Genomic DNA, 23342 nt, shown 5'->3' with positions numbered 1-23342 from the left:
GCCGTCGATCCATGCCTCGGATACGGATCCTTGTGACGACGCGTCCTGAGAATTGCGCGCTGCGTGCGGTTCGTCAAGGCCCCCCTTGCACGAACCGGGGCGACCGAGACACGGCGAAGATCACCTTACCCCTCACGAACACAGGTGCAAGGCAGCCCGGGCCGTCCCCCGGGGAACGCCGAAGGGCGACCACCCGGATGGATGATCGCCCTTCGGTGCGTTCGCGTTACAGCCCCAGGGAAGACGTTTTCACGATCTGGGCCCTGAGGGGCCGTTCACGCGGTCGCGAAGGTCTTACTTGACCTCGACGGAGGCGCCGGCGCCCTCGAGGGCCTCCTTGGCCTTCTCCGCGGCGTCCTTGGCGACCTTCTCGAGAACGGGCTTCGGGGCGCCGTCCACGAGGTCCTTGGCCTCCTTCAGACCCAGGGAGGTCAGCTCACGCACGACCTTGATGACCTGGATCTTCTTGTCGCCGGCGCCGGTGAGGACGACGTCGAACTCGTCCTTCTCCTCCTCGGCGGCGGCGGCCGGGGCGCCCGGGGCGCCGGCGGCGGCCACGGCGACCGGGGCGGCGGCGGTGACGTCGAACTTCTCCTCGAAGGCCTTCACGAACTCGGAGAGCTCGATGAGGGTCATCTCCTCGAACTGCGCGAGCAGGTCTTCCTGGCTGAGCTTCGCCATGATGGCGGTCCTTCCACTAAATCGGCAGGTGCCGGATGTACTGGATGTGGCGGGCGTACGTTGGCCCGCTGGCGACACGCGCCGCGCTCAGGCGGCGAGCGTCAGAAAGCGAGCCGAATTACTCGGCACCGCCCTGCTCGTCCTGCTTGGCGCGCAGCGCGTCCAGGGTGCGGACGAGCTTCGACGGCAGCGCCTGGAAGAGCGCGGCAGCCTGCGACTGCTTGCCCTTCATGGCACCGGCCAGCTTGGAGAGCAGAACCTCGCGGGACTCGAGGTCCGCAAGCTTCTTGATCTCGTCGGCGGTGAGGGCCTTGCCCTCGAGCACACCGCCCTTGATGACGAGATTCGGGTTGTCCTTGGCGAAGTCACGGAGACCCTTCGCCGACTCCACCGGGTCACCGGTGATGAAGGCGACGGCCGTCGGACCAGCAAACTGGTCGTCCAGCGTCGTGATCCCGGCCTCGTTGGCCGCAATCTTGGTCAGCGTGTTCTTCACCACGGCGTACTGGGCGTTCTCACCGAGCGAGCGGCGCAGCGTCTTGAGCTGCGCCACGGTGAGACCGCGGTACTCGGTCAGCACGGCGGCGTTGGAGTTGCGGAACTTGTCCGTCAGCTCGGCAACCGCGGCAGCCTTGTCGGGCCTCGCCATAGAGCCTCGGCCTCCTTCCGGGTGATTCGGACCGCGCGGACCCGAAGGAGGACTGGGGAAAACGAAACGCCCCGGCGCAGGCGCACGGGGCGGACTCGACCGACAGCACACGCGTATGAGCACGCGCTCCGGGAGTTCTTCCACAGTCACCTGCGCGGGTCGCCCGCATTTTCAGCGGATCCTTCGGCCACCGACCCCTTGTTGGGGCACGGCAACGACCAGCGGTCTTTGGCTTCGTCAGTGAGGTTACGGGAACGGGTCGCCTTTGAGCAAATCCGCCCGTACGGGTCAGCTCTGCTCGGTCGCGGCCTCCCCCATCGCCTTCTTCATCATCTCCGCCAGATCGGCGACGTCCTTGGCGGGCGGGGCGGTCACCGTCACCGGCTCGTTGATGTCGAGGAAGGTGACGGTCATGTCGAGCGGTCCCTTGTCGGCGTCGCCCCGCATGCGGAACTGCTTGGTGTGGTGCTCACCGTCGATCCACATGTCCATGGCGAACTTGTCGATGCCGAGCTTCTCGTACTCCTTGAGGCTCTCCTGCTGCTTCTTCCGGGCGGCCTGGCCCTGCAGGGAGGCCTGGAGGTCCGCCAGGGTGGCCGTGCCGGCGTAGTGCGTCGTGGCGACCCCGTCGACCGTCTCGGTGCCGACCTTCTTCACGTCCTTGGAGCCGGTGAGGAACGTGGACTCCGCCGCCGGGTTCTTCTGGGCCTGGCCGGCCGCCCCCAGTTCCTCCAGCTCCTTGGAGCTCTTGGACATGTCGAACTTGATCCAGCTCTTGCCGTCCAGGTCCTTCGCGGCCTCCTCGCCGCCGTTGACGAACAGCGCCTTGTCCACGAGCCGGAGCTCCATCTCGCCCGCGTCGGCCCCGCCCTCGACGCTCATCTTCATGCTCATGGCGAGCGGCTTGAGGCTCATCGCCGCGTCACCGCGCAGCTTGCCCTCGCCCGGGACGGTGCCGCTCATGCGGTAGTGAAAGGACGTGACCGCGTCGGCGTTCTTCGCGGCCGCCGCCACCGCCGCCGCCGGAGACATCTCCGGGGACTGCGCGGCGCCCTTTCCACAGCCGACGGCTCCGGCGAGCAGCAGCGCGGCGAGAGAGGCGGCGGGTACGGCAGAGGACTTCTTCATGGTTTCCCCCCACGAGAGACACGGCTGCCACACGGCAGCCTTGCGAGGGTAACGGTAAGAGACCGGTAAGGCACCCCGGTTTCTCAGGGGCCCGCGGTGCCCATGAGCTGCGCGAAGTCCTCGGTGTCGGCCGCCGGGGGCCGCTGTACGGCGACGTGGACGCCGTAGTCGCCGTAGCCGGCCGTCTGGGTCATCAGGCCGCTCGTCATCGCGGCCTTCTCGGTCTTTCTGACGATCAGGTCGTGGTCGTCGACCCAGAGGTCGATGTGCTCGCTGGTCACGCCGGCGTCGGTGAGCTGCTTCTTCAGGGACGCGTCGGCGAGGGAGGCGACGTCGACCGTGCCCGAGTAGTGCCGTGTGCGGCGGCCCGCGACGTTCTCCTCGCCGACGGCGCGGGCGTCGCCGGAGGCCAGCAGCAGCTTCACCGGCGGCACGGGGGCGGTGTTGCGCAGCTGGTCGCGCAGATAGCCGCCGGAGGTGCCCGGCAGGCCGGCGAGGTCGTCGTAGTCGTAGCGGATCCAGTGCCGGCCGCCGATGCGGCGGGCGAACTCGGCGCCCACGCGCGCGTAATAGGCGTCGGGCAGCAGGCGCGCCTCCATGGTGGTGCTGCCGAGCGCCCGCAGCGGCTCGGCCAGGCTGCCGCCGGTGTAGGTGATGCTGAGCGTGCCGGTGGACTCGCCGGCCCAGTCCAGGATGCCTTCGCTGCGGGTGGACAGCAGGCCGCCCATGACGGTGGTGGAGCTGATCCGCGCGGAGCCGGCCCGGCTGGTGGCCTGCTCCACGGCGCGCAGCGCGGCCGCGGTGCGCGCGTCGGGGCGGCTGGGCGACGCCGTGGGCCGCGGCTGGGCGTCACCGCCGCCGCAGGCCGTCAGCGTGCTCAGTACGGCCGCCAGCAGGACCGGCACGATCCCCCGCCCGATGCTCCTCATGGGCCCCCCTCCACTCCCCCGCGATCTTCACGCTAACCCGCGGCGGACGACTTCGGGTACGGAACGGTCTCGCGAACGTGCCCCGCCGGAAACGGGAACGGGCCCCGCGGAGACGGGAACGGGCCCCGCCCCCTGGAATCAGGGTGCGGGGCCCGTGACCGACTTCGGTGAACCTCAGGCTCAGACCGCAGCCGGGTCCTCCTCGACGAGGAGGTTGCGGGTGCGGTTCGGGTCGACCGGGATGCCGGGGCCCATGGTGGTGCTGACCGCGGCCTTCTTGATGTAGCGGCCCTTGGCGGCGGACGGCTTCAGACGGAGGATCTCCTCCAGGGCCGCGCCGTAGTTCTCCACCAGCTTGTCGTCCTCGAAGGACGCCTTGCCGATGATGAAGTGCAGGTTCGCGTGCTTGTCGACACGGAACTCGATCTTGCCGCCCTTGATCTCGGTGACGGCCTTGGCCACGTCGGGGGTGACGGTGCCGGTCTTCGGGTTCGGCATCAGACCACGCGGACCGAGCACGCGGCCGAGGCGGCCGACCTTGCCCATGAGGTCCGGGGTGGCGACGACGGCGTCGAAGTCCAGACGGCCCTTCGCGACCTCGTCGATCAGTTCGTCGGAGCCGACGATGTCGGCGCCCGCGGCCTCCGCGGCCGCAGCACGGTCACCGGTCGCGAAGACCAGGACCCGGGCAGTCTTGCCGGTGCCGTGCGGCAGGTTCACGGTGCCACGGACCATCTGGTCGGCCTTGCGCGGGTCGACGCCCAGACGGAAGGCGACCTCGACGGTCGAGTCGAACTTGGTCGTGGCGGTCTCCTTGGCGAGACGGACGGCCTCGAGCGGGGCGTACAGCTTCTCCCGGTCGACCTTGGCGTCCGCAGCCTTGAGAGCCTTGCTGCGCTTGCTCACGTGATGCTCCTGTATGTACTGAGGAGTTGTGGTCCGGGCCGAGCAGGCCCTGCCACTACTGCTGGAAGGTGGGGTCAGCCCTCGACCGTGACGCCCATGGAACGGGCGGTGCCGGCGATGATCTTCTCGGCGGCGTCCAGGTCGTTGGCGTTGAGGTCGGGCATCTTGGTCGTGGCGATCTCACGGACCTGGTCACGCGTGATCTTCGCGACCTTGGTCTTGTGCGGCTCGCCGGAGCCCTTCTCCACGCCCGCGGCCTTGAGGATCATCTTCGCGGCCGGCGGGGTCTTGGTGATGAAGGTGAACGAGCGGTCCTCGTAGACCGTGATCTCCACCGGGATGACCCAGCCACGCTGCGACTCGGTCGCGGCGTTGTAGGCCTTGCAGAACTCCATGATGTTCACGCCGTGCTGGCCCAGCGCGGGGCCGACCGGCGGAGCCGGGTTGGCGGCACCGGCCTGGATCTGGAGCTTGATGAGCCCCGTGACCTTCTTCTTCTTGGGAGGCATGGCTCTCCGGGTCCTTTCACTTCGGGTCCATGCCCGCTTCCGGGGACCACCCGGACGCAGGCATACCGCACAACGATAACGGGTATAGATGCGCGGCTAAAAACCGTGCAGGTCAGGCGCTCGCTGAGCGTTCGCCTGACCTGCACGGAAGCGGTACGTCCAGAAAGAACAGAAAGAACTAGTTCTTCTGGATCTGGTCGAAGGACAGCTCGACCGGGGTCTCGCGGCCGAAGATCTCCACCAGACCCTTGACCTTCTTGGAGTCCGGGTTGATCTCGTTGATCGTGGCCTGCAGCGTGGCGAACGGGCCGTCGGTGACGGTGACCGAGTCGCCGACCTCGAAGTCCAGCACCTGGACCTCGACCTTGCGCTGCGGCGCCGGCTTGCCCTCGGCCTCGGCGGCCTCACGGGCGGCCTTTGCCTCCGCCTCGGGGGCGAGCATCTTCACGATCTCGTCGAGCGAGAGCGGGTACGGGTCGTAGGCGTTGCCGACGAAGCCGGTGACGCCGGGCGTGTTGCGCACGACGCCCCAGGACTCGTTCGTCAGGTCCATCCGGACGAGGACGTAACCGGGCAGCTTGTTCTGCTTGACGGTCTTGCGCTCGCCGTTCTTGATCTGGACGATCTCTTCCTCGGGCACTTCGGCCTGGTAGATGAAGTCCTCGACGTTGAGCGAGACGGCGCGCTGCTCCAGGTTGGCCTTCACGCGCTTCTCGTAGCCGGCGTAGGTGTGGATGACGTACCACTCGCCGGGCAGCGTGCGCAGTTCCTCGCGGAGCTTGTCGACCGGGTCGCGGTCGTCCTCGGGCTCGGGCTCCTCGGCCACGGCCTCGACGGCGTCGTCCTCGCCGGACTCATCGGTGTCGCCGGACTCGCCCTCATCGGTGTCACCGGACTCGTCGGTCTCGACGATGGCGTCCTCGGCGCTCTCGCCGGCGTCGGCCTCCTCGTGGAGGGCGGCTTCCTCGGCGGGCTCGCCCGCGTCGAGGTCGGCAGCCTCAGCCTCGTCCAGGTCCTCGTCCGCGCCCTCGACGATGTCGAGCTCGTCGTCCACCGACTCTGCCGCAGTCTCGCTTGGCTCAACGGCGTCGTTCAGGTTCTGGTCAGACACGGTGGCTGCTTCTTCCTGGATACATAGGGGTGGAACACGCGAAAAGGGGCGCCGGATACCTCGGCGCCCTTCGCTTCTGGCTCAGCCGAAGACGTACTTGGCCGCGTGGTTGAGCCCATAGTCAATCACGGTCACCAGGCCGATCATGATGGCGACGAAGAAGATCACCACAGTCGTGTACGACGTCAGCTGGTTGCGTGAGGGCCAGACGACCTTGCGCAGCTCGGCGATGATCTGCCGGTAGAAGGTGGCCAGGCGCTTGAGCGGGCCCTGCTTGGCGCGCTTGCCGCCCTTGCGGGCCTTCTTCCGGTTCTCCGGCGCCTCGTCCTGGGCGTCAGGCGTGTCGATGGAGCCCACGGCGTCCGCCATTAGTCCTCACCTGATCCCGGGTCGTGGCCGTGCCGCGCCCGGTCTGAGCCGCACGGCGGTGCATTGCTGTACGTACATGCGCACACATCCTGGCGAAGGTGTGTGTAGCAGGGCCGGAGGGACTTGAACCCCCAACCGCCGGTTTTGGAGACCGGTGCTCTACCAATTGAGCTACGACCCTTTGATGTGTCCCCCAACGTACCGCATCCACTCGGATGCTTGGTGTGCACCGGTTGCGGACGCGGCTGCTGAAGGCCAACGAGGTGAGAGTGTACGTGGTCCGGAGCGCGCAGTCGAACGGAAAGCGGCCGCGGGGGTGGTTGGTTCTGATGTTCGTGGCCGGATCCGCATCGGCCGCCCCGTTCCGTTCCGTCAGGCGTTCGGTGAGTGCCCACTCCGTGAAACCGGCGTGCCGGGCGGGTTTCGGGTCTGAAAGCATGGGCGGTATGAGCGCTGCAATCCCTCCCACCGAGCGCCGGGTCTCCGCCCGCATCGGCGCGATCTCCGAGTCCGCCACCCTCGCCGTGGACGCCAAGGCCAAGGCCCTGAAGGCCGCCGGACGCCCGGTGATCGGCTTCGGCGCCGGTGAGCCCGACTTCCCGACTCCTGACTACATCGTCGAGGCGGCCGTCGAGGCCTGCAAGAACCCCAAGTACCACCGCTACACCCCGGCCGGCGGTCTGCCCGAGCTGAAGGCCGCCATCGCCGCGAAGACGCTGCGCGACTCCGGTTACGAGATCGACGCGTCCCAGGTCCTGGTGACCAACGGTGGCAAGCAGGCGATCTACGAGGCGTTCGCGGCGATCCTCGACCCGGGCGACGAGGTCATCGTGCCCGCCCCGTACTGGACGACCTACCCCGAGTCGATCCGGCTGGCCGGCGGTGTCCCCGTCTTCGTGACCGCCGACGAGACCACCGGCTACCGCGTCTCCGTCGAGCAGCTGGAGGCCGCCCGCACCGAGAAGACGAAGGTCGTCCTCTTCGTCTCGCCGTCCAACCCGACCGGCGCGGTCTACTCCGAGCACGAGACCGAGGCCATCGGCCGCTGGGCCCACGAGCACGGCCTGTGGGTGCTCACCGACGAGATCTACGAGCACCTGGTCTACGGCGGCGCCTCCGCCGTGTCGCTGCCCGCGGTCCTGCCCGAGCTGCGCGACAAGTGCATCGTCGTCAACGGCGTCGCCAAGACCTACGCCATGACCGGCTGGCGGGTGGGCTGGATCATCGGCCCGAAGGACGTCGTGAAGGCCGCGACCAACCTGCAGTCGCACGCCACCTCCAACGTCTCCAACGTCGCCCAGGTGGCCGCGCTCGCCGCCGTCTCCGGGAACCTGGACGCCGTGGCGAAGATGCGCGAGGCCTTCGACCGGCGCCGCAAGACCATCGTGCGGATGCTCAACGAGATCGACGGCGTGCTCTGCCCGGAGCCCGAGGGCGCCTTCTACGCCTACCCGTCGGTCAAGGAGCTGCTCGGCAAGGAGATCCGCGGCAAGCGCCCGCAGGACACGGTCGAGCTGGCCGCGCTGATCCTGGAGGAGGCCGAGGTCGCGGTCGTCCCGGGCGAGGCGTTCGGCACGCCGGGCTACCTGCGGCTGTCGTACGCGCTCGGTGACGAGGACCTCGTCGAGGGCGTGAGCCGGATCCAGAAGCTGCTGGCGGAGGCCAGGGACTGATCCGACCTGCTCACGTGAGCAGGCTGCGGGCCGTCTCCTTCGGGAGGCGGCCCGTTTCTTCGTGCGAGCAAGACCTCGATAGGGGAAAGCGGTACCGGGACGGCCGGGGCGTGCGGCAGGATCTCCCAATGGAGCGCGTACGTGATCTGTCTGCACTGCCCAAGGCCCATCTGCACCTGCACTTCACCGGCTCGATGCGGCCCAGCACCCTCCTGGAACTCGCCGACAAGCACGGCGTCCGGCTGCCGGACGCGCTGACCGACGCGCTGGCCAGCGGGGAGTCACCGCGGCTGCGGGCCACGGACGAGCGGGGCTGGTTCCGCTTCCAGCGGCTCTACGACGCCGCGCGCTCGTGCCTCCAGCAGCCGGAGGACATCCAGCGGCTGGTGCGCGAGGCCGCGGAGGAGGACCTGAAGGACGGCTCGCGGTGGCTGGAGATCCAGGTCGACCCCACGTCGTACGCGCCGCGGCTGGGCGGGCTGATTCCGGCGCTGGAGATCATCCTGGACGCGGTGGAGACCACCAGCCGGGAGACCGGGCTCGGGATGCGGGTGCTGGTCGCCGCCAACCGTATGAAGCACCCGCTGGACGCGCGCACCCTGGCCCGCCTGGCCGTGCGCTACGCCGACCGGGGCGTCGTCGGCTTCGGGCTGTCCAACGACGAGCGCCGCGGCCTGGCGCGCGACTTCGACCGGGCGTTCGCCATCGCGCGTGAGGGCGGGCTGCTGTCCGCGCCGCACGGCGGTGAGCTGACCGGCTCCTTCTCGGTGCGGGACTGCCTGGACGACCTGCACGCCGACCGGCTGGGGCACGGGGTGCGGGCCGCCGAGGACCCGTGGCTGCTGCGGCGGCTCGCCGAACAGGGCGTGACCTGCGAGGTGTGCCCGGCGTCCAATGTCGCCCTCGGGGTGTACGAGAAGCCCGAGGACGTGCCGCTGCGCACGCTGTTCGAGGCGGGCGTGCCGATGGCGCTCGGCGCGGACGACCCGCTGCTGTTCGGCTCGCGGCTCGCCGCGCAGTACGAGATCGCGCGGCGGCATCACGGCTTCACGGACGAGGAGCTGGCGGAGCTGGCCCGGCAGTCGCTGCGGGGGTCGGCGGCGCCGGAGGGGGTCAAGCGGGAGCTGCTGTCCGCGGTGGACGAGTGGCTGGACGGCTGAGCCCGCCGGCTCACTGGCTCACTGGCTCACTGGCTCACTGGCTCACTGGCTCACTGGCTCATGGAGCCGATCACCATCGGGAACGACGTCTTGTCGAAGATGCCGTTGGCCAGGTTCTGCGGGACGATCTTGCCGTTCACCTTCAGCGTGGGCGTGCCGGTCGCGCCGGACGTGTCGAAGGCCTTCTCGGAGGCGGTGACGAAGGCGCGGTACTTCATCCCCTTCACCGCCGCGTCGAACGCGGCGCCGCGCAGGCCCGGTACCTGGGACGCCGTACGGAGCAGGAACGCGTCGGTGTAGCCGTCGACGCTCTCGTCGGGCTGGTGGGCGAACAGGGCGTCGTGGAGCTCGACGAACCTGCCCGCGTCCAGGGCGGCCCGCAGTGCGTTGGCCGCCTTCTTCGAGCCCTCGCCGCCGAGCTTGTCGTCCAGGAAGGACGCGACGGTGTACTCGGCCCTGGCCTGGCCGGAGCGGACCATCTCGCGCAGGGCCTCGCCGCCGCCCTGGGTCTCGAACTGCTCGCAGACCGGGCAGCGCATGTCCTCATAGACGTGCACGACCGTCTTCGCGCTCGGTGATCCGACGCGGACGGTGGTGCCGTCGGGGGCGAGGGACTCGGGGAGGTCGGCGTCCGTGGCGTAGGTCTGGGCCGGGGTGGCGTGCGCGTGCTGCCCGCCCGCCGGTTTGGCGTCGCCGCCGCCGCCGCCGCCGTCCGTGCCGCCGCCGCATCCTGTGGCGGCTGCGGCCAGCAGTACGGCGAGTGCCGTGGTCGTGGTCGCGGTCGCGGCCGTATGGGTGCGGCGGGTGCCTCGGCGGGTGCCTCGCATGGGTCGTTCCCCTCGTGTCTTCCGGCGGGGTACGACCCTATGTGATCTTCCGCTACAGGCTGACGCCCACCGTCACCGGCTCGTTGACGAGCGTGATGCCGAAGGCCTCGCGGACGCCGGCGACGACCTCACGGGCGAGGGCGAGGAGGTCCTCCGTGGTGGCCTCGCCGCGGTTGGTCAGGGCGAGGGTGTGCTTGGTGGAGATGCGGGCCGGGCCGTTGCCGTAGCCCTTGGTGAAGCCGGCCTTGTCGATCAGCCAGGCCGCGGAGGTCTTGGTGTGGCCGTCGCCTGCGGGGTAGGCGGGCGGCTCGGTGCCGGCGCCGAGGCGGTCGTGGACGCGGGCGCGGAAGGCCGCGAAGGCGGTGTTCGTGAGGATGGGGTTGGTGAAGAAGGAACCGGCGGACCAGGTGTCGTGGTCGTCGGGGTCCAGCACCATGCCCTTCCCGGCGCGCAGCTTCACGACCGTGTCGCGGGCGTCCGCGAGGGGGACGCGGTCGCCGGGTTCCACGCCGAGGGCGCGGGCGGTCTCCGCGTAGCGGATCGGGGCGGAGAGGCCGCCGGCGTCCTCCAGGGCGAAGCGGACGCGGAGGACGACGTGGCGGTCCGGGTCCTGCTTGAAGCGGCTGTGGCGGTAGGAGAAGGCGCAGTCGGCGTTGGTGAGGGTGACCGTGCGGTGGGTGCGGCGGTCGTAGGCGATCACTTCGGTGATCGTGGCGGAGACGTCCTGGCCGTAGGCGCCGACGTTCTGGATGGGGGTGGCGCCGGCGGAGCCGGGGATGCCGGCCAGGCACTCGATGCCGGCCAGGCCGGCCTCCACGGTGCGGGCGACGGCGTCGGTCCAGACCTCGCCGGCGGCGAGCTCCAGGGTGGTGCCGTTCAGCTCGACACCGCGGGTGGCGATGCGCAGGGCGGTGCCGGGGAAGCCCTTGTCCCCGATGAGCAGGTTGGAGCCGCCGCCGATGATCAGCAAGGGGGTGCCGGTGGCGTCGGCCTCGCGCACGGCGTCGATCACCTCGGCGTCGGTGCTCGCGGTGAGCAGCCGGGTGGCGGGGCCGCCGAGCCGGAGGGTGGTGTGGGGGGCGAGGGGGGCGTCTTTTCGTTCCTGCACGGGCGCAAGCCTATGCCTCCGGCGGGGGGCGGGTGGGGCGGGTGGTTGGTGGGGTGGGTGGGGCGTTCGGGGTGCGGGTGCCTTCGAGGGGTGGGCGGCGGTTGGGTGGGGGGCGGTGGGCGGTTGGGCGGGGTGTGGCTGGGCGGGGGGTTGGGCGGGGTGCGGCTGGGCTGGGGGCGGTTGGGCCGGGGGCGGCCGGGCGGTTGGGCGGGGTGCGGGTGTGGGGTGCCTGCGGCGGCCTGTGCGGGTTCGGTGGGTGGTTGCTCGCGCAGTTCCCCGCGCCCCTTATATGCCTGCGGCGGCCCGTTGCGGTCCGGTGGCCGGTTGCTGTCGCGCCTGCGGTGCGTTGTGGGTCGGGGCCGGGGTGGGGGGTGTCCGTCCTCGGTCCGGCCGCCCGCTTCCGACGACGGCGCCGTTGCCCGGTGCCGGCCGCTGCGGGCGGACACCCCCCACCCCGTCCCCTGCCCGCCATCGGCGACTGCGGCCCGTCGCCCCTTGCGCCCGCGGGTCCGGACCGCCGCGTGCGTGCGTGCGGGCCGCCACGCGCGCGCAGTTGCGGGCCGCGGTCCGGCGTAACTGGCGGGCCGCCGTCCGGCGTAGCTGCGGGCAGTCGTGCCGCTGGGGCGGCACGGGTGGGCGCAGCGGCGCCATGCCAGCGCCGGTGAGCACACCCACCCCCGGCCAGCCCCGACGACGCCGGGCCGACCGCAACGCCACTGCAGGCCGCCGACGGCCACAGCACCGGGAGGCCACGTCGCCATAACTGCGGGCAGTCGTGGCTCCCCAAGCTCTTCGAGTAAGGGGACCGCCAGGGCGGCACGGGTGGGCGCAGCGGCAATCCGTCGCGCTGGGCTGCGCGCCCATCCCCCGCCAACCACGACGCCGGGTGATCCCTAACGCCGCTGTAGCCACGGGTGACCTGGCCGCCCCAACTGCGGGCAGTCGTGCCGCTGGGGCGGCACGGGTGGGCTGGGGGTACCCCCTGCTCGAAGAGCTTGGGGGAGGCACCCTGCCAGCGCCGGTGAGCGCCCCAACCCCCGGCCAGCCACCACGCCGGGCGGGCCGCAACGCCGCTGTAGCCCGCAGGCGGCCGCAGCGCTGGGCCGCCATGTCTCCGTAGCGGCGAGCAGTCGTGCCTCCCCCAAGCTCTTCGAGTCGGGGCCCCCAGGGCGGCACGGGTGGGCGCAGCGGCGCCATGCCAGCGCCGGTGAGCACACCCACCCCCGGCCAGCTCCCACGCCGGGTGATCCGTAACGGCGGGTAAGCCCGCCGGCGGCCGGTGGGGCGGGCCCGGCGGTGCACGCCAGCGCCGGGCTGCCCCCGGCCGGCCGACCTCGGCCGCCGCTGTGGCGCGCCGCCGGGTGACGTCAGTGCGTTGACGTTGCCAAGGGGCGGGGCTTGGTCGGGGTCGGCGGGTTCGGGGTGGTGTGTCGCCTCGTGGGGATCAGCAGCGTCGCCACCCCCGCCAGTGCAACGACCCCCGCTCCCGTGAACACCGCCGGCCGCAACCCGTCGACGAAGGCCTGCGCCGACCCGTAGCCCCCCTGCGCCGAGAAGATCGACGACATCACCGCGATGCCGAGCGCACCCCCGACCTCCCGCAGCGCGTTGTTCGCACCGGAGGCGATCCCCTGCTCGGCTGGCCGGACGCTGGACATGACCAGGTGGGACGCCGGGGCGAAGAAGAGGGCCATCCCGATGCCGCTGAGGATCAGCCCCGGCAGCTGGGAGGCGTACGACGCGTGGGCGGTGGACGCGGAGGCCAGGTAGCCGAGTCCCGCGGCCTGGAGGAAGAGGCCCACCGCGACGACCGGCCGGCCTCCTATGCGGTCGGCCAGGATCCCGGCGACCGGCGCGACGAGCATCGGCATGCCGGTCCACGGCAGCATCCGCAGCCCCGCCTCGGTGGGCGAGTAGCCGAGCACGCCCTGCATGTACTGGCTGAGCAGGAAGATCGACCCGAACATGCCCAGGAACATCAGCATGCTCGCCGCGTTGATCCCCGAGAACGCCCGCGAGCGGAACAGCCGCATCGGCAGCATCGGGTTCTTCGCGCGTGTGCCGTGCAGGACGAAGCCGGCCAGGAGCGCGCCGCCCGCGATCAGCCCGAGGAGCACCAGCGTGCTGGTCCAGCCGTCCGCTGGACCGCGGACCAGGCCGTAGACGATTCCGAAGAGGCCGCCGCTGGCGAGCAGCGTGCCGGTGAGGTCGAGCGGCGCGCCGGTGCCGTAGGACTCGGTGAGGCGGAGCCGGGCGAGGGGCAGCAGGGCGATGCCGAGGGGGACGTTCAGCCAGAAGATCCAGTGCCAGGAGATGTGCTCGGTCAGGCTGCCGCCGATCAGCGGCCCGGAGGCGACGGCGAGGCCGTTCACCGCGCCCCAGATGCCGTACGCCATGCCGCGCTTGGCGACGGGCACGGCGGCGGTGAGCAGGGTGAGGGTGAGCGGCATCATCACCGCCGCGCCCACGCCCTGGACCGCCCGGGCGGCGATCAGCGCGTCGATGCCGGGGGCCATGGCCGCGGCCGCGGAGGCGACGGTGAAGACGGCGATGCCCGCCTGGAAGAGCCGGCGGCGCCCGAAGCGGTCGCCGAGGGCCGCGCCGAACATCAGCAGGACGGCGAAGGTGAGCGTGTAGGCGCTGACGGTCCATTCGAGGTCGCCCAGTCCGCCGCCCAGGTCCTTGCGGATGGAGGGCAGTGCGGTGGTGACGACGAGGTTGTCGAGGGCCGCCATGAAGCCGGCGACGCTGGTGATGACCAGGGCCCAGACGGTGGTCCGGGTGGTGGGTTGGGACATCTCTCCCCCAGAGAGTTCGTTTCGTTAGTTATTGATCACTAAGTTGTTGGGGTGTACGGAAGGCGGGTTCTTGGGGTCCGCTTCCTCAGTCCGCTGCCGGGCGGGTCGGCGCCAGCCCTGCCCACACCCGGTGGTCGGCGGGGAAACCCATCGCCACCAGACAGTTGATGAGCATGCCGTACGCCATGAAGGTCGTCGTCTCGCCGGCGTCCGCGCCCAGGGGCAGGTGCACCGTGTCCCACAGCCGCATCCAGCCCTGCCGTACGGCCTCACCGAACTCGTGATCGCCGTCGGCCTCGGCGGCGGCGACCGCGAGGTACATCTGCATCTGCATCTGCAGCCGCTCGGGCCGCTCGGCGGTGACCCGCCGATAGGCCCGGCCCATGGCTTCCACGGCCTCCTCGCCGTGCAGGCCCTCGGACGCTTCCTCGAAGGTCCGGATGGTGTCCTCGACACAGCGCTCGGCCGCCGCGAGAAAGATCGCCCGCTTGCCGGGGAACAGCCGGAAGAGATACGGCTGCGACACCCCGACCCGCTTGGCGATCGCCTCGGTGGAGGTGCCGTGGTACCCGCCCCGGGCGAACTCGGCGGTCGCCGCCCGGATGACGCTCTCCCGTCGCTCTTCCGCGCTCATCCTGACCATGAGTTGTAAGTTAGTACTCAATCACTAACTGGTCAAGGGGGAACGTGCGGACGCGCGTAAGGGGCGCTCCGCAATGGAGAGCGCCCCTTACGTGCGTGGTGCGGTGTGCGGGCCTCAGGCCAGGCGGACGACGGCCCGGGACATGCCGAGGACCTTCTGGCCGGCGCTGGTCGCCGTGAGGTCGACCCGCACGGTCTGGTCGTCGAGCTTGGCGGCGACCTTGGCGCTGACCTCGATCGTGGCGCCCTCGTCGTCGTTGGGCACGACGACCGGCCTGGTGAAGCGGACGCCGTACTCGACGACCGCGCCCGGGTCGCCGGTCCAGTCGGTGACCACCCGGATCGCCTCCGCCATGGTGAACATGCCGTGCGCGATGACGTCCGGCAGGCCCACCTCCTTGGCGAACTTCTCGTTCCAGTGGATCGGGTTGAAGTCCCCGGAGGCGCCCGCGTACTGCACGAGTGTGGCGCGGGTCACGGGGAAGGTCTGGGCCGGCAGTTCGGTGCCGACCTCGACGTCGTCGTAAGCGATCTTCGCCGCCATGGGACTCGTCACACCTCCTCGGCCGCGCGGGCCACGAGCTTGGTCCAGGCGGTCACGACGTGTTCCCCGGCCTCGTCGTGGACCTCGCCGCGGACGTCCAGGATGTCGTTGCCGGCCATCGACTTGATCGCCTCGATGGTCGAGGTGACCGTGAGCCGGTCACCGGCCCGCACCGGGCGCCGGTAGGCGAACTTCTGGTCGCCGTGCACCACCCGGCTGTAGTCCAGGCCGAGCTGGGGGTCGGTGATGACCTGCCGGGCGGCCTGGAAGGAGATCGCGAACACGAAGGTCGGCGGAGCGATCACGTCCGGGTGACCGAGCGCCTTGGCGGCCTCCGGGTCGGTGTACGCCGGATTGGTGTCCCGCACCGCCTCCGCGAACTCCCGGATCTTCTCCCGGCCCACCTCATAGGGCTCGGTGGGCGGGTAGGTCCGCCCCACGAAGGACTGGTCGAGCGCCATGGCCCGGCACCTCCTGGTGTGAATCACTCCTGGTGTGAACAACGAACGTTCGCCGCAGTGACGAAACGACGCGAGGCCGCCCCCCAAAGTCTCGGGGACGGCCTCGCGTACGAGCCTGATTTATCGCGTTTCGCGATGCGCGGTGTGCGCATTGCAACGCGGGCAGTGCTTCTTCATCTCAAGACGATCCGGGTTGTTACGCCGGTTCTTCTTGGTGATGTAGTTCCGCTCCTTGCACTCCACGCAGGCCAGCGTGATCTTCGGGCGGACGTCGGTGGCAGCCACGTGAGTGCTCCTTGACGAACGGTTGACTAGAAATTAATGCACATGAAGAGTAGCCGATCGACGGACCGACCCACCAATCGGCTACTTGAAGTAGCGGTGACCGGACTTGAACCGGTGACACAGCGATTATGAGCCGCTTGCTCTACCGACTGAGCTACACCGCTGCGGTGTGATCGATTCCCGCCTCGCGACGGGAGTCTCTCTCACCAGAGCCCCAAAACGGAATCGAACCGTTGACCTTCTCCTTACCATGGAGACGCTCTGCCGACTGAGCTATTGGGGCGAGCGAGGAAGACATTACACGGTCGCCCGCCGTTCGCCCAAATCCGATTCGCCGGGCCCTCTCACGGGCCCCACCGGCCCCGTCGGCGACCGGACCACACCGGTACGACTATTGCGCTCCTCCCTGACGTGCGCGGGCCGCCACCCTAGGCTCGACTCACTCTCTGTGATCTTGCGCCGCCGCGCGCGGTCCGACGAGCCCCTGGAGCGCGATGCCCGACAGCCAGCCGACGCAGTCGACCCCGTCCTCGGGACCTGCCGACCCCGGCCTGCTGCTGTGCGGGGCACGGCTCACCGACGGCCGGCAGGTCGACGTACGGCTGGGCGGCGGCCGTATCGAGGCGGTCGGCACCGCGGGGAGCCTCACGGCGGAGACCCGGTGCCGGGGCACGCGCGTGGACCTGCGCGGCTACCTGCTGCTGCCGGCCCCGGCCGAGCCGCACATCCACGCCGACACCGCGATGTCGGCCGACGGCGACGGCCCGGCCTCGCCCGACCCCGAGGACGTCCAGCGGCGCGCCACCGAGGCCGCACTCCTCCAGCTGGGCCACGGGGCGACGGCGCTGCGCGCACACGTGCGCGTGGGCGACGTACCGGGCCTCGGCGCGCTGGGCGCGGTCCTGCAGGCGCGGCGGGCGCTGCGCGGGCTCACCGAACTGACCACCGTGGCCGTACCGCGCGTGCTGACGGGCCGGGCCGGGGCGGACGGCCTGTCGATGCTCCGCGACGCGATGAAGATGGGCGCCTCGGTCGTCGGCGGCTGCCCCGACCTCGACCCGGACCCCACGGGCTACGTGGAGGCCGTCCTCGAGGTCGCCTCCGAGCACGGCTGCCCGGTCGACCTGCACACCGACGCCGCCGACCCGGCCCGCCTGGCGCGGCTCGCGGCCATGGCGGGCGGCCTGCGCCCCGGCGTCACGCTCGGCCCGTGCGGCGGCCTGAACCGGCTGCCCACCGAGGCGGCCGCCCGTACCGCCGACCAGCTCGCCGCGGCCGGCGTCGCCGTCGTCTGCCTGCCTCAGGGCGGCTGCGGAGGCGCGCAGGGGCGCGAGACGGCGCCCGTACGCCTCCTGCGCGCCGCCGGCGTCCGGGTGGCGGCCGGCAGCGGCGCCCTGCGGGACGTCTCCAACCCGGTGGGCCGCGGCGACCCCCTGGAGGCCGCCTACCTGCTGGCCTCCCGCCACGGCCTGCGCCCCGAGGAGGCCTACGACGCCGTCAGCGCCTCCGCCCGCGCGATGCTCGGCCTGCCGGAGGTACGCGTGGAGGCGGGCTTCCCGGCCGAACTCCTGGCCGTACGCGGAGACCGGCTGGCCGCGGTGCTGTCCCTGGCCTACAGCCGCATCGTGATCCACCGGGGCCGGGTGGTGGCCCGCACCAGCGCGGTCAGGGAGTTCTGCGACTCCGCGGCGCCGGCGGACCTGGGTCTGCCCCGCCAGGGCCGCACGGACCTGTCCTGACGTGCGTCCCGCCGGACGCGGTCCAGTGGGACCTGTCCTGACGCGCGCCACGCCGGACGCGGTCCGGCGGGCGCCCGGTGTCACGGGCACCCGTGAGCCACCAGGCGTACGGTCGAAGACATGCGCATTGTCATCGCTGGGGGTCATGGTCAGATCGCGCTGCGGCTGGAGCGGCTGTTCGCGGCGCGCGGGTACGAGGCCGCGGGGCTGATCCGCAAGGCCGAACAGGGCGAGGACCTGCGGGCGGTCGGCGCCGAACCGGTCCTGCTGGACCTGGAGTCGGCGTCCGTGGAGCAGGTCGCGGCCGCCTTGCGGGGCGCGGACGCGGCGGTGTTCGCCGCGGGCGCCGGGCCGGGCAGCGGAGTCGGCCGCAAGGAGACCGTCGACAAGGGCGCGGCGGTGCTCTTCGCGGACGCTGCGGTCCGGGCGGGCGTACGCCGGTTCGTGGTCGTGTCGTCGATGGGCGCGGACGCCCGCCACCAGGGCGACGACGTGTTCGACGTCTACCTGCGCGCCAAGGGCGAGGCGGACGACCACGTGCGCGGCCTGGACGCCCTCGACTGGACGATCCTGCGCCCCGGTTCGCTGACGAACGACGCCGGCACCGGCCAGGTCCGTCTCGAGGCGCACACCGGCCGCGGCCTGGTCCCCCGCGACGACGTGGCCGCCGTACTGGCCGAACTCGTGGACACCCCGGCGACGGCGGGCCTGACGCTGGAACTGGTGAGCGGGTCGACCCCGGTGCCGGTGGCGGTGAAGTCGGTGGCCGGCAACTGACGCACGGCCGGCCTCCGGTCAGAACAACGGCAGCTGCCCCGGGAACACCGGGACGGCGTACCCGTCCAAGGACGGCTGCGCCGCGTCCAGTTGCGCCGGTCTGCGCGAGCCCGGGCACGAGACGAGCGCGCCGCTCTCCCGTGTACCGGGCGGCGGGTCGTGCCGGGCGTAGCGTCCCGCCACGACGGCGATCTCGCGACGGCACTCGGGGCAGTGTCTGCGACGGCTGGACATGCGACCAGTGTGCCCGCGGCCACTGACAACGGCCTTCCGCGCGGCGCGCCCCGGCTCGGCGCGCAAAACCTCCGCCATCTCCTTAGCCTTCGTACGTGGCACACACCTTCGACGAGCTCGTAGAGAAACAGCGCGCGGCCAATGACGCGCACACGCGCGTACTCGAGCTGCGCGAGGCCTACGGCCCGCCCACGGCCGCCCCGTGGACGCAGGAGCAGTCCTCGACGTACGAGACGGCCTGGCGCGCCTGGCGGGACCTCGCGCGCGACGTTCAGGCATCGGTGTCCGAGTTCGCCAAGGACGAGGGCCGGATGCGCAACGAGGTCGAGGCGGAGGTGAAGAAGGCGTCGACGGAAGCGCCCTAGAAGGGCGGCGGAGAGGTCAGCGGCCCCCAGTGACCCGCCAGAGGTCGGTGACCTCCCGGAGTGGTCGCCCCGCGCGACGGCATTGGTCGGCCGGAAGCTTCCGGGGCACCCCGCTGGCATGGGAAGCCCCCTCCTCCCGACGCACCATCGCTGCGGCTGGCCCGGCACCGGAGAACGTGGCGTCGGCCCGGAGATTCGCCCGATCGGCGCTGGAGGGCCTCGCACCGGATCCCGCACCGGATCTGGTGGCCACCGCGGAGCTGCTGGTCGGCGAGCTGGTGACCAACGCGCTGCTCCACGCGCGGACCGGGATCGGGGTCCAGGTCTGGCCGGCGGCGGGCCGCGTGCACGCGCGCGTGAGCAATGGGCGGCCGGACCGCCGACCGGTGCCGCACGACCGCCAGCGGAGCTGCACAACGTCCCGTATGCGCTCTCCTGCTCGGTCCCCCGGCCCTGCCGCAGATGCGCCTTCCTGGGCCCTGCGTCCCACCCGGCGGAGAACACGACAAGGGGCCCGTGATCTGCTCTCGCAGATCACGGGCCCCTTGTTCCGTGTGGCGGCGCCAGGATTCGAACCTGGGAAGGCTGAGCCGGCAGATTTACAGCGGGCCGCGCCCACCATCAGTGACCTGCGGTTTCCACGTCCGCCACATCATCCGGGGGACACCTGGGGGAAATCACCTTCCCGAAGGCCATCGCCAGCCGGTGGCGTGAAGGGCTTCCGCCTGCGCCTTGACGACGACTCGAAGCTCATCCGCGTCGGTGATGCCGACATACGCCGGCTGCGCGGTCGTTTGGGCGGCGTGCTTCCGGTAAAAGCCGCCCGGGGTTTCGATCATCCACCCGTCCGACACGGCAGCACAGAGAAGAACGGTGGCGACCGTCTCCCACGCCGGCAGCCCCGGCCACGCCCCTACTGCCAGCAGCAGCGGTGTGCGGGCCGTGAGCTGTTGCCCCATAACGGGAAAGCGGTCCTCATCGAAGGCGGTCAGCAGCGCCTCGTAGGTGAGAGGCCCCTCTGGGGGGTCATAAGGACCAGCAACCATGGATCCGTCAGGCAGCAGGTCGAGCCCTGCCGAGACGCACCACCCCATCTCCGGATGCTCTTCCATCGCGGCGATATCCCGGGCCAGACCTCCGGGCGCAATCACGTCGTCCGCATCGAGCGTGCGCACCAGCTCGCCGGTTGCTCGGGACAGGGCCAGTGTGCGGGTCGCCCCGGCACCGCCCTTGGTCCCCGTTCCGGTCGAGATCCAAGACTCGCTCGGAATGACGTTGAGCGGCTTGCCCGTGGTCCCGTCTTCCTGGACGAGCCACTGGACATCCCACCCGTCAGGAAGACGATCACGCTCGTCGCGGAGGGATTCGTACGCCTCGTGCAGGTACTCCTCCCCTCCGTCATAGACGGCCGTTACCACGCTGATGATTCGAGTCATGACCACCTCCTCAGGGGTGTGATGTAGCGGAGTTCCACGCGATCGGCCGGCAGCGGGATGTCAGTCACCTCTACAGCCTGACCCGTCGTGGAGTACGAAACCTTCCTCACGCGGAGTACGGGGACGCCCGGGGGGATGTCCTGTTCTTCCATCTCGGCTTCGGTCGGCACCGAGGCAGTCACCCAGTCTTCGATGCGGTCCACCTCGACGCCGACGGTGTGGAGCTGGTGAAGCGCGCCGCCGGGCCAAGGCTCTCGCTGCGGGTCGAACAGTTCCGGGTTCTTGCTGGCGAGGTCGTGCGGCATGTAAGAGATGGACCTGCCTACGCCTGCCCCCTGCTTGTGGCGACGGGTATTGGTGCGGCGTAGGACCAGGGCGCCCGCCTCCAAGTCCAGGATCTCGGCTACGTCGGGCGGGGCCTGGATCACGTCCAACTGGACCTGGTTCTCATGCACGGTCGACAGCGGCACGCCGGAATCGAGTTCTGCGACGCCGGTGCTCGCCCGTTCCTCCTCCGGCCGAAGGACAAGGTCCTTCTCCGTCTGGTACCGAGAGTTAGACCGGACCTGGTGGACCGGTTGCACCCGCACTCGTGTGGTGCCGCCGGCCTTACCCGAGAGAAGCCCCTGTTCCTTGAGCACCTGCACCGCCCGGCTGGCGGTGTTGGGAGCCACGCTGTGCGCTCTGGCCAGCTCGTTCACGGTGGGAAATCGGTCACCAGGCGCGTGCTCCCCCCTCCGAATTGCCGCGGCTAGCGCATCCGCCAGCTCCAGGTACTTCGACGTGTTTGCCATGGCTGCACTCTCTCACCCGATCAACCCCGCAGGCAACAACCAACCCAAGTTGGAGTAATCCATGTTGCGTTGGTTGTTGACGCCGTCGCGATCCCTGTGCCACTGTCTTCATGGTCGATCCAACGCAAGACGGTTCGTCCAAACTGGTTTGCTGTCGCCCGGAGGAAAGCCCGCAGGGGTGAGTACGAAGGAAGCGGTCGTTGGTTTGAGAACTGCATAAGTGGGCCCCGCCTCCCCGAGTCGAAAAGGCGGACCGCGCGACTCGATCGCGCTTCGACACCCTCGCGGCCTCCGCCGCGCCGGTTGCCTCCGCTGCTCGTCTCGTACGAGCAGCGCTGAGGGGAGCCGGGATGGTTCCGCTTCCGTCACCCGAGAGGACCCCGATGTCCGAGCGCATGAAGGCCCAGGCCAAGAAGAACCGCGAGGCGGCTCGCGAGGTGCGTAACCGCGGGAACGAGGAGGGCGCGCGCCGTCTGGAGCAGCGCGCCAACGAGCTGGAGTCCGGTCGCGTCACCGACGCCACGGACACCGTGAGCAGCCTGGTCACCTGGGCTTTCGGTCGCCGCCGCTGACCTTCACCACCACCCACCGACACCAACGGCGCGCGCCCCCGGAGCTGCAACTCCGGGGGCGCTGTTCGGGCCGTTTCACCTGTGAGAGGACACACGACCCAATGGACCACATCGTCACTGTTCAGGACGCTGTTACCGCGTTCGCCGACTGGCGCGAGCCGACGGCCGCGGAGCTGGACGCGATCGAGCAGGAGATGCCCGCCATCATGGCGGAGGTCGACCTGCTCGACGCACAGATCGTCACCCTGGACCGCACCCCGACCGAGCTGGACACCCGCCGCATCCGCCGCGCCCGCCGCCGCGTGCTCGCGGAACGGGCGGCGCTCGCCAACCTCACCGCCACGATGCCGGCGGGAGGCGCCGCGTGAGCGCCACCGAGCAGAACCTGACCGCGATGCACGCCGAGGTGAAGGCGGAGATCGCGCGGACGGACACCAAGACCGGCCTGCTGCTGGCATTCGTCGGCGCCGTCCTCGCCGGCGCCTGGTCCGTCGCCCGCGACCTGCCCCTCAACCTCGCCGCCTACCTCACCGGCGGCCTCGGCCTCGCGGTGCTGGTCACCGCGGCCGGGCTGCTGCTGCGCTCGACCCGGCCGAACCTGCGCGGCCGGCACGGCTTCCCACTGTGGGCCACGCTCACCGCCGACCAGGTCGCCACCGCCGCAGCGTCCCGCGACCTGTCCGCCGACGTCGCAGGCCTGTCCCGGCTGGCCGTGGCCAAGTTCGCCCACCTCCGCCGCGCCATCGACCTCACCTACGCCGGCGGCGCCCTGCTCATCCTCGCCGCCCTGCTCGCCCTCGGAGGTGCGGCATGAAGACCAGGACCGTTCTGCCAGCCGCCGTGATGACGGCGGTGTCCATGGTGCTCACCCTCGCCGTGGTCGTGATGTGGCTCGGCGGAGCGGTGCCGTGGCCGGTCGCCCTGGTCGTCGGTCTCGGCATCGACGGCGGATGGCTGGCCACCCTCGCCTACGAACGCCGCCTCGCCGCCCAGGGCGACCACAGCACTCCGGTGACCGCCGTCGGCTGGTCCTTCGGCCTGCTCGCCACCGGCGTCCTGGTCGCTCACGCACTCACCGCCGTTGAGGGCCGTGGGGCGTGGCTGGCCGTGGCGTGGCTGCCGCTCGCCGCGAAGGCGCTGTGGCTGGTCCACGGACTGTGGGAGCGCACCGCACTCACCACGACCGCACTCGATCAGATTCAGTCGATCCAGCAGGAAGCGCGAGACGAGGCAGCCGTGGCCCGTGCCCGACTGCGGGCCGGGGCGGTGACCGAGGAGACCCGGCTCACGGCCGTGACCACGGCCGGTGCCCGCGTCGCCCGCGTCCAGGCCAAGACCGCCGGCCACCTGGCCGGGGCATGGTCGGAGCTGGAAGGCGCCCGGCAGGGGGATGGCACGGGGCAGGCTCTCGCCAGCGTCGCCAACGGGTGGGAACTGCCCGCCTGGAACACCACACCGGGCACCGACACGAATGCGGAGGAATCGACCGAGAACGGTCGAGAACGGTCTACGGCTGACCAGCCGGAATCGACCCCGGCCATGGTCACGCTGACACGGCTTGTAGTGCCCGATCCTGTGCCGGTCGATCTCGGCAAGCAGGCCACCCCGACCAAGCCGCTCCCGGCGGTCGTGCCGGCCGTCCGAC

At 70.8% G+C, this 23342-nt stretch carries 26 protein-coding genes, 3 tRNA genes and 1 pseudogene; 9 read left to right on the top strand and 21 right to left on the bottom strand.

The features are described 5' to 3' along the window. Positions 1 to 294: 294 nt before the first annotated feature. The 9 genes from rplL to AC0B9F_RS21430 form a co-directional block, all read right to left on the bottom strand. On the bottom strand, positions 295 to 681 hold the full coding sequence (gene rplL, locus AC0B9F_RS21470; protein WP_472004940.1) for a 50S ribosomal protein L7/L12: 387 nt from the start codon (positions 679 to 681) through the stop codon (positions 295 to 297). A 118-nt stretch (positions 682 to 799) separates the two neighbouring features. Then, entirely contained in the window at positions 800 to 1330 is a 531-nt protein-coding gene (rplJ, locus tag AC0B9F_RS21465; protein WP_472004938.1) for a 50S ribosomal protein L10, read from the bottom strand. A 288-nt stretch (positions 1331 to 1618) separates the two neighbouring features. Beyond that, the gene (locus AC0B9F_RS21460) at positions 1619 to 2458 is read right to left on the bottom strand and encodes an SCO4651 family lipoprotein (RefSeq protein WP_472004936.1); all 840 of its coding nucleotides are present in this window, start codon (positions 2456 to 2458) and stop codon (positions 1619 to 1621) included. 83 nt (positions 2459 to 2541) lie between these two features. After that, on the bottom strand, positions 2542 to 3387 hold the full coding sequence (locus tag AC0B9F_RS21455; RefSeq protein ID WP_472004934.1) for an SCO4651 family lipoprotein: 846 nt from the start codon (positions 3385 to 3387) through the stop codon (positions 2542 to 2544). A gap of 180 nt (positions 3388 to 3567) precedes the next feature. Continuing rightward, on the bottom strand, positions 3568 to 4293 hold the full coding sequence (gene rplA / locus AC0B9F_RS21450; protein ID WP_472004932.1) for a 50S ribosomal protein L1: 726 nt from the start codon (positions 4291 to 4293) through the stop codon (positions 3568 to 3570). A gap of 74 nt (positions 4294 to 4367) precedes the next feature. After that, on the bottom strand, positions 4368 to 4802 hold the full coding sequence (rplK, locus tag AC0B9F_RS21445) for a 50S ribosomal protein L11 (protein ID WP_006130605.1): 435 nt from the start codon (positions 4800 to 4802) through the stop codon (positions 4368 to 4370). 178 nt (positions 4803 to 4980) lie between these two features. Beyond that, positions 4981 to 5913, bottom strand: coding sequence for a transcription termination/antitermination protein NusG (gene nusG, locus AC0B9F_RS21440; protein ID WP_472004928.1), 933 nt, complete (start codon positions 5911 to 5913; stop codon positions 4981 to 4983). A gap of 81 nt (positions 5914 to 5994) precedes the next feature. Continuing rightward, positions 5995 to 6282 carry a preprotein translocase subunit SecE gene (gene secE, locus AC0B9F_RS21435; protein ID WP_472004926.1) on the bottom strand — a complete coding sequence of 96 codons (288 nt, stop codon included), beginning with the start codon at positions 6280 to 6282 and terminating at the stop codon, positions 5995 to 5997. Positions 6283 to 6390: 108 nt separating this feature from the next. Next, a tRNA-Trp gene (locus AC0B9F_RS21430) sits at positions 6391 to 6463 on the bottom strand. A 265-nt stretch (positions 6464 to 6728) separates the two neighbouring features. On the opposite strand from AC0B9F_RS21430, the gene AC0B9F_RS21425 reads away from it, so the two are divergent. Together AC0B9F_RS21425 and AC0B9F_RS21420 are read left to right on the top strand one after the other, a co-directional pair. Further along, positions 6729 to 7955, top strand: coding sequence for a pyridoxal phosphate-dependent aminotransferase (locus tag AC0B9F_RS21425; protein ID WP_472004924.1), 1227 nt, complete (start codon positions 6729 to 6731; stop codon positions 7953 to 7955). 128 nt (positions 7956 to 8083) lie between these two features. After that, positions 8084 to 9115: an adenosine deaminase gene (locus AC0B9F_RS21420; RefSeq protein ID WP_472004922.1), complete on the top strand. Its 1032-nt coding sequence runs from the start codon at positions 8084 to 8086 to the stop codon at positions 9113 to 9115. Between the two features lie 50 nt (positions 9116 to 9165). Here the strand turns inward: AC0B9F_RS21420 and AC0B9F_RS21415 are convergent, their stop codons facing one another. The 9 genes from AC0B9F_RS21415 to AC0B9F_RS21375 form a co-directional block, all read right to left on the bottom strand. Then, positions 9166 to 9942, bottom strand: coding sequence for a DsbA family protein (locus AC0B9F_RS21415; protein WP_472004918.1), 777 nt, complete (start codon positions 9940 to 9942; stop codon positions 9166 to 9168). 52 nt (positions 9943 to 9994) lie between these two features. Next, on the bottom strand, positions 9995 to 11050 hold the full coding sequence (locus tag AC0B9F_RS21410; protein ID WP_472004916.1) for a UDP-N-acetylmuramate dehydrogenase: 1056 nt from the start codon (positions 11048 to 11050) through the stop codon (positions 9995 to 9997). 1367 nt (positions 11051 to 12417) lie between these two features. Further along, complete coding sequence (locus tag AC0B9F_RS21405) at positions 12418 to 13848, bottom strand: DHA2 family efflux MFS transporter permease subunit (protein WP_472004914.1); 1431 nt, start codon at positions 13846 to 13848, stop codon at positions 12418 to 12420. Positions 13849 to 13933: 85 nt separating this feature from the next. Then, positions 13934 to 14491, bottom strand: a complete 558-nt coding sequence (locus tag AC0B9F_RS21400; RefSeq protein ID WP_472004912.1) for a TetR/AcrR family transcriptional regulator — start codon at positions 14489 to 14491, stop codon at positions 13934 to 13936. 114 nt (positions 14492 to 14605) lie between these two features. Then, on the bottom strand, positions 14606 to 15034 hold the full coding sequence (locus AC0B9F_RS21395) for a MaoC family dehydratase (protein WP_472005321.1): 429 nt from the start codon (positions 15032 to 15034) through the stop codon (positions 14606 to 14608). A gap of 8 nt (positions 15035 to 15042) precedes the next feature. Further along, positions 15043 to 15495 (bottom strand): FAS1-like dehydratase domain-containing protein, encoded by a 453-nt coding sequence (locus tag AC0B9F_RS21390; protein WP_472004910.1) that lies wholly within the window; start codon positions 15493 to 15495, stop codon positions 15043 to 15045. 120 nt (positions 15496 to 15615) lie between these two features. Continuing rightward, positions 15616 to 15780, bottom strand: a complete 165-nt coding sequence (rpmG, locus tag AC0B9F_RS21385) for a 50S ribosomal protein L33 (RefSeq protein WP_003948671.1) — start codon at positions 15778 to 15780, stop codon at positions 15616 to 15618. A gap of 91 nt (positions 15781 to 15871) precedes the next feature. Beyond that, positions 15872 to 15944: transfer RNA gene (locus AC0B9F_RS21380), tRNA-Met, on the bottom strand. 46 nt (positions 15945 to 15990) lie between these two features. Next, a tRNA-Thr gene (locus AC0B9F_RS21375) sits at positions 15991 to 16063 on the bottom strand. 211 nt (positions 16064 to 16274) lie between these two features. On the opposite strand from AC0B9F_RS21375, the gene AC0B9F_RS21370 reads away from it, so the two are divergent. Then, positions 16275 to 17519 carry an amidohydrolase family protein gene (locus AC0B9F_RS21370; RefSeq protein WP_472004908.1) on the top strand — a complete coding sequence of 415 codons (1245 nt, stop codon included), beginning with the start codon at positions 16275 to 16277 and terminating at the stop codon, positions 17517 to 17519. A 120-nt stretch (positions 17520 to 17639) separates the two neighbouring features. Further along, the gene (locus AC0B9F_RS21365) at positions 17640 to 18296 is read left to right on the top strand and encodes an SDR family oxidoreductase (RefSeq protein ID WP_472004906.1); all 657 of its coding nucleotides are present in this window, start codon (positions 17640 to 17642) and stop codon (positions 18294 to 18296) included. 18 nt (positions 18297 to 18314) lie between these two features. On the opposite strand, the gene AC0B9F_RS21360 is transcribed toward AC0B9F_RS21365, so the two are convergent. After that, complete coding sequence (locus tag AC0B9F_RS21360) at positions 18315 to 18530, bottom strand: hypothetical protein (protein WP_472004904.1); 216 nt, start codon at positions 18528 to 18530, stop codon at positions 18315 to 18317. Between the two features lie 95 nt (positions 18531 to 18625). Between AC0B9F_RS21360 and AC0B9F_RS21355 the strand changes: the two genes are divergently transcribed. Then, positions 18626 to 18895, top strand: a complete 270-nt coding sequence (locus AC0B9F_RS21355; RefSeq protein ID WP_472004902.1) for a hypothetical protein — start codon at positions 18626 to 18628, stop codon at positions 18893 to 18895. Positions 18896 to 19572: 677 nt separating this feature from the next. Here AC0B9F_RS21355 and AC0B9F_RS21350 read toward each other — a convergent pair. Both AC0B9F_RS21350 and AC0B9F_RS21345 read right to left on the bottom strand, forming a co-directional pair. Then, the gene (locus tag AC0B9F_RS21350) at positions 19573 to 20331 is read right to left on the bottom strand and encodes a glycosyltransferase (protein WP_472004900.1); all 759 of its coding nucleotides are present in this window, start codon (positions 20329 to 20331) and stop codon (positions 19573 to 19575) included. Next, positions 20328 to 21125, bottom strand: a complete 798-nt coding sequence (locus AC0B9F_RS21345; protein ID WP_472004898.1) for a GntR family transcriptional regulator — start codon at positions 21123 to 21125, stop codon at positions 20328 to 20330. The genes AC0B9F_RS21350 and AC0B9F_RS21345 overlap by 4 nt, the downstream gene beginning before the upstream one ends. A gap of 383 nt (positions 21126 to 21508) precedes the next feature. On the opposite strand from AC0B9F_RS21345, the gene AC0B9F_RS21340 reads away from it, so the two are divergent. The 4 genes and pseudogenes from AC0B9F_RS21340 to AC0B9F_RS21325 form a co-directional block, all read left to right on the top strand. Beyond that, positions 21509 to 21697: a hypothetical protein gene (locus AC0B9F_RS21340; protein ID WP_472004896.1), complete on the top strand. Its 189-nt coding sequence runs from the start codon at positions 21509 to 21511 to the stop codon at positions 21695 to 21697. A 101-nt stretch (positions 21698 to 21798) separates the two neighbouring features. After that, on the top strand, positions 21799 to 22065 hold the full coding sequence (locus tag AC0B9F_RS21335; protein WP_472004894.1) for a DUF6284 family protein: 267 nt from the start codon (positions 21799 to 21801) through the stop codon (positions 22063 to 22065). After that, a complete protein-coding gene (locus AC0B9F_RS21330; RefSeq protein WP_472004892.1) occupies positions 22062 to 22511 on the top strand; it encodes a Pycsar system effector family protein in 450 nt (149 codons plus the stop codon). The genes AC0B9F_RS21335 and AC0B9F_RS21330 overlap by 4 nt, the downstream gene beginning before the upstream one ends. Beyond that, positions 22508 to 23182, top strand: a pseudogene (locus AC0B9F_RS21325) (hypothetical protein); the annotation flags it as partial. The gene AC0B9F_RS21330 and the pseudogene AC0B9F_RS21325, both read left to right, overlap by 4 nt. Positions 23183 to 23342 lie beyond the last annotated feature (160 nt).

The sequence above is a fragment of the Streptomyces sp. NPDC097129 genome (assembly GCF_055668065.1).
The sequence above is the reverse complement of the archived record's forward strand: the minus strand, read 5'-3'. Positions and strand labels throughout refer to the sequence as shown.

What these genes read in the sequence shown, in the direction of transcription:
- AC0B9F_RS21425 (WP_472004924.1), top strand. Translation starts at nt 6,729, where the DNA reads ATGAGCGCTGCAATCCCTCCCACCGAGCGCCGGGTCTCCGCCCGCATC.
- AC0B9F_RS21390 (WP_472004910.1), bottom strand. Translation starts at nt 15,495, where the DNA reads ATGGCGCTCGACCAGTCCTTCGTGGGGCGGACCTACCCGCCCACCGAG.
- AC0B9F_RS21370 (WP_472004908.1), top strand. Translation starts at nt 16,275, where the DNA reads ATGCCCGACAGCCAGCCGACGCAGTCGACCCCGTCCTCGGGACCTGCC.
- AC0B9F_RS21460 (WP_472004936.1), bottom strand. Translation starts at nt 2,458, where the DNA reads ATGAAGAAGTCCTCTGCCGTACCCGCCGCCTCTCTCGCCGCGCTGCTG.
- AC0B9F_RS21350 (WP_472004900.1), bottom strand. Translation starts at nt 20,331, where the DNA reads ATGACTCGAATCATCAGCGTGGTAACGGCCGTCTATGACGGAGGGGAG.
- AC0B9F_RS21415 (WP_472004918.1), bottom strand. Translation starts at nt 9,942, where the DNA reads ATGCGAGGCACCCGCCGAGGCACCCGCCGCACCCATACGGCCGCGACC.
- AC0B9F_RS21400 (WP_472004912.1), bottom strand. Translation starts at nt 14,491, where the DNA reads ATGGTCAGGATGAGCGCGGAAGAGCGACGGGAGAGCGTCATCCGGGCG.
- rplL (WP_472004940.1), bottom strand. Translation starts at nt 681, where the DNA reads ATGGCGAAGCTCAGCCAGGAAGACCTGCTCGCGCAGTTCGAGGAGATG.
- AC0B9F_RS21365 (WP_472004906.1), top strand. Translation starts at nt 17,640, where the DNA reads ATGCGCATTGTCATCGCTGGGGGTCATGGTCAGATCGCGCTGCGGCTG.
- AC0B9F_RS21335 (WP_472004894.1), top strand. Translation starts at nt 21,799, where the DNA reads ATGGACCACATCGTCACTGTTCAGGACGCTGTTACCGCGTTCGCCGAC.
- AC0B9F_RS21395 (WP_472005321.1), bottom strand. Translation starts at nt 15,034, where the DNA reads ATGGCGGCGAAGATCGCTTACGACGACGTCGAGGTCGGCACCGAACTG.
- AC0B9F_RS21405 (WP_472004914.1), bottom strand. Translation starts at nt 13,848, where the DNA reads ATGTCCCAACCCACCACCCGGACCACCGTCTGGGCCCTGGTCATCACC.
- secE (WP_472004926.1), bottom strand. Translation starts at nt 6,282, where the DNA reads ATGGCGGACGCCGTGGGCTCCATCGACACGCCTGACGCCCAGGACGAG.
- AC0B9F_RS21455 (WP_472004934.1), bottom strand. Translation starts at nt 3,387, where the DNA reads ATGAGGAGCATCGGGCGGGGGATCGTGCCGGTCCTGCTGGCGGCCGTA.
- rplK (WP_006130605.1), bottom strand. Translation starts at nt 4,802, where the DNA reads ATGCCTCCCAAGAAGAAGAAGGTCACGGGGCTCATCAAGCTCCAGATC.
- AC0B9F_RS21420 (WP_472004922.1), top strand. Translation starts at nt 8,084, where the DNA reads ATGGAGCGCGTACGTGATCTGTCTGCACTGCCCAAGGCCCATCTGCAC.
- AC0B9F_RS21345 (WP_472004898.1), bottom strand. Translation starts at nt 21,125, where the DNA reads ATGGCAAACACGTCGAAGTACCTGGAGCTGGCGGATGCGCTAGCCGCG.
- AC0B9F_RS21360 (WP_472004904.1), bottom strand. Translation starts at nt 18,530, where the DNA reads ATGTCCAGCCGTCGCAGACACTGCCCCGAGTGCCGTCGCGAGATCGCC.
- rplJ (WP_472004938.1), bottom strand. Translation starts at nt 1,330, where the DNA reads ATGGCGAGGCCCGACAAGGCTGCCGCGGTTGCCGAGCTGACGGACAAG.
- AC0B9F_RS21340 (WP_472004896.1), top strand. Translation starts at nt 21,509, where the DNA reads ATGTCCGAGCGCATGAAGGCCCAGGCCAAGAAGAACCGCGAGGCGGCT.